This window comes from Kitasatospora sp. NPDC004669, assembly GCF_040609455.1.
Lineage (GTDB): Bacteria > Actinomycetota > Actinomycetes > Streptomycetales > Streptomycetaceae > Kitasatospora.
In genome coordinates, this window is record NZ_JBEXKB010000005.1 from 107,687 (window position 1) to 121,870 (window position 14,184).

Below are 14,184 nucleotides of genomic sequence, written 5' to 3' on the forward strand. Positions count from 1 at the left end.
CCCGGCGTGGCCGGGGCACGGGCAGCCGTTTCTCCGTACGACGGGGAAGAGGGGTGTCCGCGGCACAGCCGCACAGGGCGTCCCACAACGCCAAAGGTCGAGTGTAGTCGCAGCGCGTAGCGCGGCTGCCGTCAAGCCCGTCCGGGGCCGACCTCAGGAGCTGCTCAGAGCATGAAGTCAGGGATGCCGGCGGGCAGGATAAATCGGAACCGGGCCCCGCCGCCGGGCGCGCGGTCGACCCGGATCGAGCCGCCGTGGGCCTCCACGATGCCCTTGACGATATAGAGCCCGAGGCCGGTGCCGCCGCGCTTGGAGCCCCGCCAGAAGCGGGTGAAGACGCGCGGCATCGACTCCTCGGGGATGCCGCTTCCTTCATCGCTCACGGTGACCGCGGTGCCTTCCACGATGCGGGGCGGAGTGCCGGAGCGCTCCCAGACGGGCGCCTCGACGACCTCCTTGGCCGGTGCCACCTCGATCGTGACAGTTCCCTCGCCGTGGCGCACCGCGTTTTCCAGCAGGTTGGCCAGCACCTGGTCTACCTTGTCCGGGTCGGCCCACAGCACGGTCAGCGGCTCGCTGATCCGGATGTCGAAGCGCTCCTCGGGGATGCCGGTGGCGACCTTGCGCTCGACGTGCCGGCGCACCGCGGCCGCCAGGTCGACCACCTGCTTGCGCAGCTCCAGCCGCCCGGCGTCGATCCGGGAGATGTCCAGCAGCTCGGCGATCAGCCGGGTGACCCGGTCGGCGTCGGCGTCGACGGTCTCCAGCATCAGCCGCTTCTGCCCGTCGGTGAACCGCTCCCACTTGGCCAGCAGCGTGGCCGTGAAGCCCTTGACGCTGGTCAGCGGGGAGCGCAGCTCGTGCGCGACGGTGGCGATCAGCTCGGCGTGGCTGCGCTCGGTGCGGCGCCGGGCCTCGGTGCCGCGCAGGGCGATCACCAGGCGCTCCAGCGGCCCGCCGGGCCCGGTCCGGACGTACCGGGCGGAGACCAGCACCTCGCGGCCGCCGGGCAGCAGCAGGTTGCGCTCGGGCTGGCGGGTGCGGATGGCCAGGCCGCCGTACGGGTCGGTCAGCTGCCACCAGCGGCGGCCGTCCAGGTCCTCCAGCGGGAGGACGTCCTCCAGCGCGCTGCCGAGCGCGGCCTCCGGGAGCACGCCGGTGAGCCGGGCCGCGGCCCGGTTGAAGCAGACCACCCGGCCCAGCGCGTCGGCGACCACCAGGCCGTCCGGCAGGTCGTCCGGGTCGAGCTCGGGCCCGCTGCCGACCATGGGTTGCCTCCCCGATTACCCACCGTGCCGTTCCCCCCACCGAGGCAGACCCTAGCGCCTCGCAGGCCCCGACAGTAGGGCTTGCAGCGTGGCGATCCGGGCGCGCCCCGGGGCGTGTCAGCCGTTCGAGCGGCAGCCGCCGGGCGAACGCTGCGCCCGCGCCGAGGCGTACAGGCACACGGCAGCCGCGGTGGCCAGGTTGAGGCTCTCGGCGTGCCCGTGGATCGGGACGCGCACGACCTCGTCGGTGAGCGCCCGGGTCTCCTCCGGGAGCCCCCACGCCTCGTTGCCGAACACCCACGCGCCGGGCGCGCCCAGGGTGCCCTCGTCGAGCTCCTGGTCCAGGTCACGCGACCCCGCGCCGTCCGCGGCGAGCACCCGGATGCCGGCCTCGCGCAGCTTCCCGACCGCCTCCTCGACCGGCACGCCGACCGCCACCGGCAGGTGGAACAGGCTGCCGACGGAGGCCCGGACGGCCTTCGGGTTGTAGAGGTCCACCGAGGCGTCGGTGAGCACCACGGCGTCCGCGCCGGCCGCGTCGGCGGTGCGCAGCACGGTGCCGGCGTTCCCCGGGTCGCGCACGTGGGCGAGGATCGCCACCAGCTTGGGCCGGGCCTTGAGCACCTCGGCGAACGGGGTGTCGATGAAGCGGCAGAGTGCCACGATGCCCTGCGGGGTCACCGTGTCGCAGATCCCGGCGATCACCTCGTCGGTGGCGGTCAGCACCGGCAGCCCCTCGTTCAGGGCGGCCTCGACGATGTCCGCGTGCCGCTCGGCGGCCTCCAGGCCCACGTACACCTCGACCACCGCGTGCTCGGCCGTCCCCGGCAGCTTGCCGAAGGCGACGGCCTCCCGGACGGCCTGCGGGCCCTCGGCCAGGAAGCGGCGCTCCTTGGTGCGCTGGTTCCGCTTGGCCAGCCGGCGGGCGGCGACGACGCGCGGCGAGCGCAGGGAGGTGAGCAGGGGGGTGTCGGTGCTCGGCATGGTCTCGTTCTCTGGAGGCGCTGACGCTGGAGGTGCTGAGGAGCGGAAAGCAGAACCGGACCCGCAGGAGAGCCTGCGGGTCCGGTCAGAGCTCAACCGATCTCGGAAGATCAGGCGGCGTCCGCGGCGGCCTTCGGGGCGTTCACGTCGGCCGGCAGCGCCTTACGGGCGACCTCGACCAGGGAGGCGAACGCACCCGGGTCGTTGACGGCCAGGTCGGCCAGCATCTTGCGGTCGATCTCGACGCTGGCGGCCTTCAGGCCCTGCACGAAGCGGTTGTAGGTGATGCCGTTGGCACGGGCCGCAGCGTTGATGCGCTGGATCCACAGCTGACGGAAGTCGCCCTTGCGCTTCTTGCGGTCGTTGAAGTTGTAGACCAGCGAGTGGGTGACCTGCTCCTTGGCCTTGCGGTACAGGCGCGAACGCTGGCCACGGTAGCCGCTGGCGCGCTCCAGGATGACCCGGCGCTTCTTGTGGGCGTTGACTGCCCGCTTGACGCGTGCCACTTGATTACTCCTTGGGTTGGACCACGGACTACTTCACGTGGTCCGTCATTCGAATGGGTCGGGAAGGATCAGCTGCCCCGCACCGGCTCACACCGGGCGGGAAGGCGATCACTTGCCGAGAAGCTTCTTGATCTTCTTGGCGTCAGCGGGGGCCATCTCGATCGTCCCGGCCAGCTTGCGGGTCAGCGTCGAGGGCTTGTGCTCCAGGAGGTGGCGGCGGCCGGCGCGCTCGCGCAGCACCTTGCCAGAGCCACTGATCTTGAAGCGCTTGCTGGCGCCACTGTGCGTCTTCTGCTTCGGCATTTCGCCGTATCTCCTCGTCAGTCCCGTCCGCGCCCGCGCGACCTGCGCCGCGCGGGCGTGAACTGGATGGATCTGCGGTGACCGGGCGGGACGCCCTGTCACCCTGGGGGCCGACCCCGGACTGCCGTGAGCCTTGCGGCTCAGGCGCCCTGGGGAGCGGCCGGCTGCTCGACCGGAGCGTCGGCCTCGGGGGCCTCCGCCTCGGCCGGGGCGTCCTGCGCCTCGGTCACGACGTCGGTCTCGACGTCGGTCTCGACGTCGGTCTCGACGTCGGTCTCGACGTCGGTCTCGACGTCGTCGTCCGCGGGGGCGGCGTCGGAGCCGGGGGTCCGGCCCAGCCGCTCGGCCTTGCGGGCGTCCGCGAGGGCGCGGGCCTCGGCCATCGCCTCGGTCTTCTTCTTGTGCGGGCCAAGAACCATGATCATGTTCCGGCCGTCCTGCTTCGGCGAGGACTCGACGAAGCCCAGCTCCTGGACGTCGTCGGCGAGCCGCTGCAGCAGACGGAAGCCCAGCTCGGGGCGGGACTGCTCACGACCGCGGAACATGATCGTGATCTTGACCTTGTCGCCCTGATTGAGGAACCGGACGACGTGACCCTTCTTGGTGTCATAGTCGTGCGGGTCGATCTTCGGCCGGAGCTTCATCTCCTTGATGACCGTGTGCGCCTGGTTCTTGCGCGCCTCACGGGCCTTCATGGCCGACTCGTACTTGAACTTGCCGTAGTCCATGAGCTTGCACACCGGCGGCCGGGCGGTCGCCGCGACCTCGACCAGGTCGAGGTCGTACTCCTGCGCGAGCTCCAGCGCCTTGGCAAGCGGCACGATGCCGACCTGCTCGCCGCTGGGACCGACGAGTCGCACCTCCGGGACGCGAATCCGGTCGTTGATGCGGGGCTCGGTGCTGATGGGGCCTCCTCGGTTGCACCTTCTGCGATGCGGCCGTCGGACGGCGGTCGCACGTAGTGGACTCGACCACTGGGCGGGGCTTCATTCGAGCTGCGCTGCCCGGCACCTCTCGGCACCGTGTGCACCGCGACACGAAAAAAGCCCCGCTCGGTACAAGCGGGGCTCCACACAACCGGGGGCGGCACCCGGTGAGGGGCGCTGCGGCGACTCGGCGCCGTGGCGCCCGTCGCGGACCGGGACCCGTCGACCGCGAGGCCGATCAGGTGGGAGACTTTCGCGGTTGCCCTCTCGGGCCTCCTTGCAGTGGAGCCTCCACTTGCTGGCCAGGCGCCCATGCGGGATCCCGGCCGGTCAGTCTCGAAGCATACAGCGCCGGGGGGTCGAAAGCCATTCCCGCCCCGGCGCACTGCCCTTTTCGGCGCGTTACAGGGCCCTTGTACGCTCCACGTGTACCCACCACCGCACGACGGAACGAGCCCCCCTTGAGCAGCGAGCCCACCCAGAACCCCGGCGCGGACGACGACGCGATCGGCTTCGACGACCTCACCCGCGACATCGCCGAGGTGCCCGCCGTCGAGGTGATCACCACCGTCGCGGTGCACCTGATGAGCGCGGCCGCGGTCAAGTGCGGTCTCGCCGAGGGCGGCGAGAAGGACAAGGACCTGGACGAGGCCCGCAAGCTGATCACCGCGCTCGCCGGGCTGGTCACCGCCGGCGCCCCGGAGATCAGCAACTTCCACGCGGCCCCGCTGCGGGACGGCCTGCGCTCGCTGCAGCTGGCCTTCCGTGAGGCGTCCATCGTCCCGGACGCGCCGGGCACCGGGCCGGGCGAGAAGTTCACCGGGCCGGTCTACTCCTGACCGGAATCACCCGTGGCCTCCCGCGCACCCCCGAAATTTCGGGGGTGCGCGGGAGGCCACAGTCGGTTCTACCGCTGGTACAGCGCCTCCCCCGGCAGCTGCGCGCTCACCGGGAGCACCGCGAGGTCCAGCCCCCGGTCCAGCCGCACCCGCAGCACGGGGTCCCCGGCCACCGCCCGGCCGACCCGCTGCGCGGCCGCCTGCAGCCCCGGCTGGTCCAGCGCCGGGTCGAAGACCACCGCGAGCACCCCGTCCGAGTCCTCCGAGGGCGCCAGCAGCCCGCTGACCACCTGCGGCTCGGCCGCCAGCAGCGCCCGGACCGCCTCGCGCACCTCCGGGTCCGTCACCGGCGGCAGGTACGGGCGGTTCTCCGCCAGCGCCCGCAGCCGGGCGCCGGTCAGCAGGAAGGGCACCGGCCCGGCCGGGTCGATCAGCAGGGTGTCGGCACGCTCGGAGAAGGCCACCATCGCGGCCTGGGGGGCCGCCGTCGGCGCCGGGCGGGCGTCGGCCCGCCAGCGGGTGAGCGTCTCCAGTGACGTGAAGGCCGGCAGCGCACGGCGCCCGTCCGGGGCCTCCAGCACCGGGACGGCCATGTCACTGGTCTTGTCGTGCTGGTGTCCGTGCTCGTCCACCTCGACCTCGCCGAGGATGGCGACGATCGGGACCATCAGCCGGGTCGGGGTCAGCGCCGCCAGCACCTCGGGCTCGGCCGTACGGTCCTGCGACCAGCGGGCGAGGGCCGCGGCCAGCGCCGGGTCCGCCGTGCCGTCGTCGTCGGAGAAGCCGGGATTCGGGATGCTCTTGCCGACGAACGCCGGGTTGGAGAAGTCTTTGCGGTCCACCCGGCCGACCCTATGCCACCGCGAGCCACTGCCCGTATTTCCCCGCACACGCCCTCTACCCACCGGTAGGGCGCTGTGGCACCCTGCGCGCATGGTGATGCTCGACGCTCCCGCGCCCGCCCCGCTCTCCGACCGCCACCGGTACGACCGGGCCACCGCCCACCTGGACGGGCCGGTGGCCGTCGTGGACCTCGCCGCCTTCGACGCCAACGCCGCCGACCTGGTGCGCCGGGCCGGCGGGAAGCCGATCCGGGTGGCCAGCAAGTCGCTGCGCTGCCGGGCGCTGCTGGAGCGGGCGCTGGCCGTGGACGGCTTCCTCGGGGTGATGAGCTTCACCCTGGAGGAGTCGCTCTGGCTGGCCCGTACCGGCGTGCGCGACATCCTGCTCGCCTACCCCTCCACCGACCGGGTCGGCTACGCCGAGCTGACCGCCGATCCCGGGCCGGCCCGCGAGATCACCGTCGTCCTGGACGACCCGGCCCAGCTGGACCTGATCGACAAGGCCCGCTCCGGCGACGCCGAGGTGCGGGTCTGCCTGGAGCTGGACACCGCGCTGCACCTGCTCGGCGGGCGGGTCCGGGTGGGCGCCCGGCGCTCGCCGCTGCGCACCCCGGAGCAGTTGGTCGCCTTCGCCGAACTCGTCCAGCGCCGCCCGGGTTTCCGGGTGGTCGGCCTGATGGCGTACGAGGGGCACATCGCCGGGGTGGGCGACCTGGTGCCGGGACGGCCGGTGCGCTCGCGACTGATCCGGCTGATGCAGGGCCGGGCGCGGGCCGAACTGGTCGAGCGGCGCGCGGCGGTGGTCCGGCGGCTGCGGCAGGCGGCGGAGCTGGAGTTCGTCAACGGCGGCGGCACCGGCAGCGTGGAGTCCACGGCGGCCGAGCGGGCCGTCACCGAGGTGGCGGCCGGCTCCGGGCTGTACCAGCCGCAACTGTTCGACAACTACCGGGTGTTCCGGGGCCGTCCGGCCGCGCTGTTCGGCCAGCCGGTGGTGCGCCGCCCCGGGGTCGGGGTGGTGACGGTGCTCGGCGGCGGCTACCCGGCCTCCGGCGCGGCCGGGCCGGACCGCTCGCCGGTGCCGTACCTGCCGCCGGGGCTGCGCTACGACCCGATGGAGGGTGCGGGCGAGGTGCAGACCCCGCTGCTCGGCTCGGCCGCCGACGACCTGCTGATCGGCGACCGGGTCTGGTTCCGGCACGCCAAGGCGGGCGAACTGTGTGAGCGCTTCGCGGAGTTGCACCTGATCGAGGGCGACCGGATCGTGCGGACCGTACCGACCTACCGGGGCGAGGGGAAGACCTTCCTCTGACCGCAGGTCACCCTTTCGGCAGCCTTAAGCGGGCCCGATGGAACATCTAACCCGGGCGTCCCGTCGGGCCTTTGCGCTGCTCCGGAGCCTACAGTCCGTCAACAGGAGTGGTACGCACGGCTATTGCCATCTGGTCCAGACCAATCCTACGCTCTGGCCGGGGACCGCGATCCGGGCCGAGCGGCCCCCGAGCGGGCAGACGTGCCCGTTCTCCCCCACACCCGCCCGGAACGACGGTCAAGGAGTCCCACCCCATGTCCATCAAGCGAAGTGCCCTGTCCGTCGGCGTGGTCGGCGCCGCGGTGCTCGCGGTGGCCGCGGCCACCGCCGGTACCGCCGACGCCCACGGCACGATGACCAACCCCGTCAGCCGGGTCGCCGCCTGCTACGCCGAGGGCCCGGAGCACCCGGTGTCGCAGGTCTGCAAGGACCTCGTCGCCGCGAGCGGCACCCAGCCGCTGTACGACTGGAACGAGGTCAACATCGCCGACGCCGCCGGGAACCACCAGGCGCTGATCCCGGACGGCCGGCTCTGCTCGGCCGGCCGCGACAAGTACGCGGCGCTGGACTGGCCGCGCACCGACTGGCCGGCCACCCCGGTCAGCGCGGGCGACTTCACCTTCCAGTTCCGCACCACCGCGCCGCACGTCGGCACCCAGACCGTCTACCTCACCAAGCAGAGCTACGACCCGACCAAGCCGCTGAAGTGGTCGGACCTCGACCCGACCCCGGTGGCCCAGGTGCGGGTCGACCGCACCGCCGTCAACGGGTACTACACCTACTCGGGCACCCTGCCGCAGCGCACCGGCCGCCAGCTGCTCTACATGATCTGGCAGCGCAGCGACAGCCCGGAGGCGTTCTACAGCTGCTCCGACGTCGACTTCGGCACGCCGACCACCGCCGGCGCCCCGGCCGTCTCCTCGTTCGCCGCCCCGGCCGCGCCCAGCGACGCGCAGATCGCCGCCGACGCGCCGAAGTCCACGGTCGCCCACCACGGCCACGGCGGGGACCCCAACGCCCCGGCCGGCCAGCCGATCCCCACCACCTCCGCAGCCGTGGCCGGCACCTCGGCCACCGGTCCGCTGCTGCTGGCCGGCGCCGCCGCGATCGGCGTGGGCTGGGCGGGCATGGTGCTCCGGCGCCGTCGCGTCGAGGCTGTTCGACGCGACTCCTGACGCCGGACGCGGGGCCGGGCCGGCCCACCCCCGTCCGGTCCCGGTTCCACGGCTCCCCTGGGGAGTCGAGTTCAAACGGCGGCCCACCCGGAGGGATTCCTCCCGGGTGGGCCGTCGCGGTGTGAGGAGCGGGGGCTCAGGTGGTCGAGGTCCCCGAGCCGTCGGGGGCGCCCGAGCTGCCGGAGCCGCCGCCACTGGCACCGCCCGGCATCCCCGGGAGGCCGGGGATGCTCGGGATCTTGCCCTTGTAGTCGGCGATGCCCTTGACGATGGTGTCCATCACCGCGACGTCCGGCGCCTTGTCGGCGATGTCGAAGCCGAAGTGCACCGAGACCAGCGTCTTGCCGTCGGTGGACGGGAAGACCACGGTCTCCACGTAGCCGTTGTTGCCCTTGGCCGCGTCCACCTTCCAGCGGACCAGGTAGCCGTCCTGCCCGTTGACCTTCACGGCCTCGGACTTGAGCTCCTGGTGACCGGTGAGGTCGCCGTAGGACTCCTTGGCGGCCTTCTCGATGTCCGCCTTGGCCGCCGCCTGGGCGTCGGTGCCGCCGCCGTCGATCCGGCCGGTGGTCGCCCCGCCGAGGGTGCAGTTGTCGGTGCCGTCCGGGCATGTGTACGAGCCGACGGTGAGCGCGGCGAAGCCGTCCGGGGTTTGGTCGGCCTGCCAGCCGGAGGGGACCGGCAGGGTGAGCTTGTTCACCAGGTCGATCGCCTTCCCGGTGCCCGGCTTGGACTTCCCGCCGCTGTTCCCGCCACCGTTGCCGTTCCCGCCACCGCCCTTCCCGCCGCCGAGGCCCGGGAGGCCGCCGAGCGGCCCGCCGTCGTCGTTCGGCACCGGCAGCTGGCGGGCGCTGCGCTGGGTGTGGTCCTTGTCGTGGCCGTCCATCGCGAGGTAGGTGATCCCCGAGCCGGCACCCAGGCCGAGCAGGGCGGCGACGGCGGTCGCCACCACGAGCCTGGAGGGCTTGCGCCAGGCCTTGCGCGGCGGCTTGGCGGGCTCGCCGAAGGAGCCGTAGGCCGCGCCGAAGGGCGGCGGATCCGGGTAGCGGACCGTCGGGCCGCTCTCCAGGACCTCACCCTCCAGCACCGTGGGCTGCTCCGCCGTTCCCGGCCCCGGAGCCGCTGCGGCCGGGGCCTCCGGCTGCGGGGCGTCCGAGGGTGCGGGCCGGGTGTCGGCCGTCCAGCCCCTGCCGTCCCACCAGCGCTGCGGTCTCGGGTCACTGGTGGTGTCCTTCGGGTCCGGGTACCACCCGGCGGGAATCTGCTCACTCACAACAGAGAATCTAAAGGGAGCCGGATAAACGCGAAATCAGCGCAGCCGCGAATTCCCGCGGTTTTCGATGAGATTACGGTGAGAAGCCCACGACGCGGCCCGGCGTGCCCAGAGCCTACAGCGGGGTGACGTACGCCCCGGCGATGCCGCCGTCCACCAGGAACTCGCTCGCGGTGATGAACGAGGAGTCGTCGCTGGCCAGGAAGGCCACCGCGGCGGCGATCTCCTCGGCCCGGGCGAAGCGGCCGAGCGGGATGTGCACCAGCCGGCGGGCCGCCCGCTCCGGGTCCTTGGCGAACAGCTCGCGCAGCAGCGGAGTGTCCACCGGCCCGGGCGAGAGCGCGTTCACCCGGATCCCCTCCCGGGCGAACTGCACGCCCAGCTCTCGGGACATCGCCAGTACCCCGCCCTTGGAGGCGGTGTAGGAGATCTGCGAGGTGGCCGCGCCCATCCGCGCCACGAAGCTCGCGGTGTTGATGATCGAGCCCCGCCCGTGCCGGCGCATGTACGGCAGCGCCGCCTTGCAGCACAGGTAGACCGAGGTCAGGTTGACCTCCTGGACCTTGCGCCAGGCGTCCAGGCCGGTGGTCAGGATGGAGTCGTCCTCCGGCGGCGAGATGCCCGCGTTGTTGAACGCGACGTCCACACTGCCGTAGGTCTCGTACGCCTCGTCGAACAGCGCCTCGACCATGTACGGGTCGGTGACGTCGGTGTGCACGAACAGCCCGCCGACCTCCTTGGCGGCCGCCCGCCCGGTCTCCTCGTCCAGGTCCGCGCAGACCACCTTGGCACCCTCGGAGGCGAGCCGGCGGGCGGCGGCCAGGCCGATCCCGCTGCCCGCGCCGGTGACCACGGCGGTACGGCCGACCAGACGGCGGCAGACCGTCTCGTCCTTCCCGGGCTTCTCGGTCATCGGGCTCCTACTCCTCGCTGTGGATGAAGACGTTCTTGGTCTCGGTGAAGTGGCGCAGCGCGTCCGGCCCCAGCTCGCGGCCCACCCCGGACTCGCCGAAGCCCCCGAAGGGCGTCCAATAGCGCACCGAGGAGTGCGAGTTGACCGACAGGTTGCCCGCCTGCACGCTCCGGGCCAGGCGCAGCGCCCGGCCGACGTCCCTGGTCCAGATCGAGCCGGACAGGCCGTAGCGGGTGGCGTTGGCCAGACGCAGGGCGTCGGCCTCGTCGGTGAACGGCAGCACGGCGGCGACCGGGCCGAAGATCTCCTCGGTGACCGCAGGGGCCCCGGGGTCGGCGGGGGCGAGCACAGTCGGCGGGTACCAGTAGCCGGGCCCGTCCGGCACGGATCCGCGGGCCAGCACCGGCAGTTCGGGGGTGACGTAGGAGGCGACCCGGCGGACCTGGGCGGCCGAGATCAGCGGGCCGAGCTGGGTCTTCGGGTCGTTCGGGTCACCGGTGCGCAGCGCCTCGACGGCGGGCAGCAGCAGGGCGAGGAAGTCCTCGTACACCTCGCGCTGGACCAGGATGCGGCTGCGGGCACAGCAGTCCTGGCCGCTGTTGTCGGCGAAGGACATCGGGTCGGCGGCGCGGGCCAGGTCGGCGTCGGCGAAGACGATGTTGGGGCTCTTGCCGCCGAGTTCCAGGGTGACCCGCTTGGCGCGGGCGGCGCAGCGGGCGGCGACCTCCTTGCCGACCACGGTGGAGCCGGTGAAGACGATCTTGCGGACGGCCGGGTGGTCGACCAGGGCCCGCCCGGTGGTGCCGCCGGCGCCCGGGACGACCTGGAACAGGCCCTCGGGCAGACCCGCCGCCAGGGCGAGTTCGGCCAGGCGCAGCGCCGTCAGCGGGGTCGCCTCGGCGGGCTTGAGCAGTACGGCGTTGCCGGCCGCGAGGGCGGGGGCGAAGCCCCAGGCGGCGATCGGCATCGGGAAGTTCCAGGGGGCGATCACCCCGACCACGCCGACCGGTTCGTGGAAGGTGACGTCCAGGCCGCCGGGAACGGGGATCTGGCGCCCGGTCAGACGCTCCACTCCCCCGGCGGCGTACTCCAGCAGGTCGCGGACGTTGCCGGCCTCCCAGCGGGCGTTGCCCACGGTGTGCCCGGCCTCGCCGACCTCCAGGGCGGCCAGTTCCGGGATGTGCACCTCGACCTGGTCGGCGAACCGGCGCAGCAGCCGGGCACGTTCACCGGGCGCCAGCGCCGCCCAGCCCGCCTGGGCCTTCACCGCCCGCTGGACGGCCGTGTCCAGCTGCTCGGCGGTGGTGTCCGGGACGGTGGCGAGCACCTCGCCGGTGGCGGGGTTGCGGACGGTGCTGCCGGTCGGCTCGGTCACGGCTCACATCCGTTCGAAGGATCGGTAGCGCTCCCAGTCGGTGACGGCCCCGTCGTAGGCGGCCTGCTCGACCCGGGCCATGTTCAGGTAGTGCTCGACCACGTCGTCACCGAAGGCCGTTCGGGCCAGTTCGCTCTCCGCCCACAAGTCGGCGGCCTCGCGCAGCGATCCGGGCACCCGGACGTACTCCTCCACCGCGTAGGCGTTGCCCAGGCAGGGCGCGGGCAGGTCGAGCTTGCGCTGCAGGCCGTGCAGGCCGGCCGCGATCATGCCGGACACCGCGAGGTACGGGTTGACGTCGCCGCCGGGCACCCGGTTCTCCATCCGCAGCCCCGGGCCGTGACCGACCACCCGGTAGGCGCAGGTGCGGTTGTCCCGGCCCCAGGCGACGGCGGTCGGGGCGAAGGAGCCGGGGCGGTAGCGCTTGTAGGAGTTGATGTTCGGCGCGTACAGCAGGCTGAACTCGCGCAGGGCGAGCAGCTGTCCGGCCAGGAAGTGCCGCATGGTGTCGGTCATCCGGCCGTCCCGGTCGGCGAAGGCGGGGGCGCCCACCGCGTCGCGCAGGGACAGGTGGATGTGGCAGCTGTTGCCCTCGCGCTCGTCGTACTTGGCCATGAAGGTGAGTGCGCAGCCCTGTTGGGCGGCGATCTCCTTGGCTCCGGTCTTGTAGACGCTGTGCTGGTCGCAGGTGGTGAGGGCGTCGGCGTAGCGGAAGGCGATCTCGTGCTGGCCGAGGTTGCACTCGCCCTTGGCGGACTCGACGGTCAGCCCGGCGCCGGCCATCTCGTTGCGGATCCGGGACAGCAGCGGCTCGACCCGGGCGGTGCCCAGCATCGAGTAGTCCACGTTGTAGAGGTTCGCCGGGGTCAGGCCGCGGTAGCCGCCGAGCCAGGCCTGCTCGTAGGTGTCGCGGAACACCAGGAACTCCAGTTCGGTGCCGATGTCGGCGGCCAGGCCGTACTCGGCGAGCCGGGCGATCTGGCGGCGCAGCAGCTGGCGCGGGGCGGCGTCCACCGGGTGGCCGCCGTGCCGGGCCAGGTCGGCGGTGACCTGGGCGGTGCCGGGCTGCCACGGGGTCAGCCGCAGGGTGCCGAGGTCGGGACGCATCGCGAAGTCGCCGTAGCCGGTGGCCCAGGAGGAGAAGGCGTACCCGTCCACGGTGTTCAGGTCCACGTCCACGGCCAGCAGGTAGTCGCAGGCCTCGGCGCCCTTCTCGGCGACCTCGTCGAGGAAGAACCGGGCGGCGAAGCGCTTGCCCTGCAGCCGGCCCTGCATGTCGGTGAACGACAGCGCGACGGTGTGCACCTCGCCGGCGTCCACCAGGATGCGCAGCTCGTCCAGGGTCAGCGGCGGCCGGGGTGGTGAGCCCGCGGCGGCGTTCTCGGGCATGGCGGAACCCTCCCCATCGATCACTCTTCGAGTTCAGGCAGTCACAGCGAACCGTACGGCCTGCGGCTCGCGGGGCGGAAGAGGGCGGGCGGGTGTGGCGCGCCGATGTGCGTGATTGACACGGGATCAGGCGGTACCGGAGGAGAATGCGCGCCATGGATCGCAGGCCTTTGATCGGTGTCAGCACCTACCTGGTGGACGCTAGTTGGAGCGACTGGCGGGGCCGCCGGGTCGCCCTGGTACCCGAGCGGTACACCGCGTACGTCCAGAACTCCGGCGGGATCGCCGTCCTGCTCCCGCCCGACGCCCCCGAACGCGCCCCCGAGGTGCTCGCCCGGCTGGACGCCCTGGTGATCGCGGGCGGGCCGGACGTCGACCCGGCGTACTACGGCGAGCCGGCGCACCCGTTGACGGAGGTGGACTCGCCGGAGCGGGACGCCTGGGAGGTCGCGCTACTGCGGGGCGCACTGGCGGCGGGGATGCCGGCGCTGGGGATCTGCCGGGGGATGCAGGTGCTGAACGTCGTCTGCGGCGGGACGCTGGTGCAGCACCTGCCGGACGTGGTCGCGGTGGACGTGCACGGCGGGTCGCCGGGGGTCTACGGCTCGCACCTGGTGCGGCCGGTGCCGGGGACGCTGCTGGGCGGGCTGCTGCCGGAGAGCGAGTTGGAGGTGCCGACCTTCCACCACCAGGCGGTGGACCGGCTGGGGGCGGGCCTGCGGGTGAGCGCACTCGCGCCGGACGGGACGGTGGAGGCCGTGGAGGGGCCGGGGTTCACGGTGGGGGTGCAGTGGCATCCGGAGCAGGGGGACGATCTGCGGGTGATGCGGGGCCTGGTGCGGGCCGCCACTGCGGCTTCGTTGGATGCGGTGGCGCTGGACGCGGTGGCGCTGGGGTGAACCCGGCCCGGCGGCGGGCCCGGGGTGTGGGCCGCAACTGGCCACAGGGAAAGAGGTTTTGAGTCAGATATTCCCCGCGCCCCTTGCTGGGGCGCGGGGAACGCCGCGTTCATTCGCGTTCAGGACCGCGGGGTCGGCACCGGCAACGGGAGGTACTCGGCGGCGGCCGGCGAACGACGTCCG

General features: G+C 72.9%; 14 protein-coding genes. 4 read left to right on the forward strand and 10 right to left on the reverse strand.

The window, feature by feature from the left end:
* Window positions 1-164 precede the first annotated feature (164 nt).
* From ABZW30_RS06475 to infC, 5 genes are all read right to left on the reverse strand, one after another.
* A complete protein-coding gene (locus ABZW30_RS06475; RefSeq protein ID WP_355669889.1) occupies window positions 165-1,268 on the reverse strand; it encodes an ATP-binding protein in 1,104 nt (367 codons plus the stop codon).
* Between the two features lie 117 nt (window positions 1,269-1,385).
* The gene (locus ABZW30_RS06480) at window positions 1,386-2,252 is read right to left on the reverse strand and encodes an RNA methyltransferase (protein WP_355669890.1); all 867 of its coding nucleotides are present in this window, start codon (window positions 2,250-2,252) and stop codon (window positions 1,386-1,388) included.
* A 110-nt stretch (window positions 2,253-2,362) separates the two neighbouring features.
* The gene (gene rplT / locus ABZW30_RS06485) at window positions 2,363-2,758 is read right to left on the reverse strand and encodes a 50S ribosomal protein L20 (RefSeq protein WP_355669891.1); all 396 of its coding nucleotides are present in this window, start codon (window positions 2,756-2,758) and stop codon (window positions 2,363-2,365) included.
* A gap of 108 nt (window positions 2,759-2,866) precedes the next feature.
* Window positions 2,867-3,061, reverse strand: a complete 195-nt coding sequence (gene rpmI, locus ABZW30_RS06490) for a 50S ribosomal protein L35 (RefSeq protein WP_153460093.1) — start codon at window positions 3,059-3,061, stop codon at window positions 2,867-2,869.
* A 140-nt stretch (window positions 3,062-3,201) separates the two neighbouring features.
* The gene (infC, locus tag ABZW30_RS06495; protein WP_355669996.1) at window positions 3,202-3,966 is read right to left on the reverse strand and encodes a translation initiation factor IF-3; all 765 of its coding nucleotides are present in this window, start codon (window positions 3,964-3,966) and stop codon (window positions 3,202-3,204) included.
* A gap of 482 nt (window positions 3,967-4,448) precedes the next feature.
* Here infC and ABZW30_RS06500 point away from each other — a divergent pair, with 482 nt between their 5' ends.
* Window positions 4,449-4,826 carry a DUF1844 domain-containing protein gene (locus ABZW30_RS06500; protein WP_355669892.1) on the forward strand — a complete coding sequence of 126 codons (378 nt, stop codon included), beginning with the start codon at window positions 4,449-4,451 and terminating at the stop codon, window positions 4,824-4,826.
* 68 nt (window positions 4,827-4,894) lie between these two features.
* Here ABZW30_RS06500 and ABZW30_RS06505 read toward each other — a convergent pair whose 3' ends face one another.
* Window positions 4,895-5,668, reverse strand: coding sequence for an SseB family protein (locus ABZW30_RS06505; RefSeq protein ID WP_355669893.1), 774 nt, complete (start codon window positions 5,666-5,668; stop codon window positions 4,895-4,897).
* Between the two features lie 91 nt (window positions 5,669-5,759).
* Here ABZW30_RS06505 and ABZW30_RS06510 point away from each other — a divergent pair, with 91 nt between their 5' ends.
* Window positions 5,760-6,977 (forward strand): alanine racemase, encoded by a 1,218-nt coding sequence (locus ABZW30_RS06510; protein WP_355669894.1) that lies wholly within the window; start codon window positions 5,760-5,762, stop codon window positions 6,975-6,977.
* A gap of 254 nt (window positions 6,978-7,231) precedes the next feature.
* Window positions 7,232-8,152: a lytic polysaccharide monooxygenase gene (locus ABZW30_RS06515; protein ID WP_355669895.1), complete on the forward strand. Its 921-nt coding sequence runs from the start codon at window positions 7,232-7,234 to the stop codon at window positions 8,150-8,152.
* Between the two features lie 136 nt (window positions 8,153-8,288).
* Here ABZW30_RS06515 and ABZW30_RS06520 read toward each other — a convergent pair whose 3' ends face one another.
* From ABZW30_RS06520 to ABZW30_RS06535, 4 genes are all read right to left on the reverse strand, one after another.
* Window positions 8,289-9,425 (reverse strand): DUF2510 domain-containing protein, encoded by a 1,137-nt coding sequence (locus ABZW30_RS06520; protein WP_355669896.1) that lies wholly within the window; start codon window positions 9,423-9,425, stop codon window positions 8,289-8,291.
* A 115-nt stretch (window positions 9,426-9,540) separates the two neighbouring features.
* Window positions 9,541-10,338: a 3-oxoacyl-ACP reductase gene (locus ABZW30_RS06525; protein WP_355669897.1), complete on the reverse strand. Its 798-nt coding sequence runs from the start codon at window positions 10,336-10,338 to the stop codon at window positions 9,541-9,543.
* A 7-nt stretch (window positions 10,339-10,345) separates the two neighbouring features.
* Window positions 10,346-11,713 carry an aldehyde dehydrogenase family protein gene (locus ABZW30_RS06530; RefSeq protein WP_355669898.1) on the reverse strand — a complete coding sequence of 456 codons (1,368 nt, stop codon included), beginning with the start codon at window positions 11,711-11,713 and terminating at the stop codon, window positions 10,346-10,348.
* A 3-nt stretch (window positions 11,714-11,716) separates the two neighbouring features.
* Window positions 11,717-13,102, reverse strand: a complete 1,386-nt coding sequence (locus ABZW30_RS06535) for a glutamine synthetase family protein (protein WP_355669899.1) — start codon at window positions 13,100-13,102, stop codon at window positions 11,717-11,719.
* A gap of 155 nt (window positions 13,103-13,257) precedes the next feature.
* Here ABZW30_RS06535 and ABZW30_RS06540 point away from each other — a divergent pair, with 155 nt between their 5' ends.
* Window positions 13,258-14,001: a gamma-glutamyl-gamma-aminobutyrate hydrolase family protein gene (locus ABZW30_RS06540; RefSeq protein WP_355669900.1), complete on the forward strand. Its 744-nt coding sequence runs from the start codon at window positions 13,258-13,260 to the stop codon at window positions 13,999-14,001.
* Window positions 14,002-14,184 lie beyond the last annotated feature (183 nt).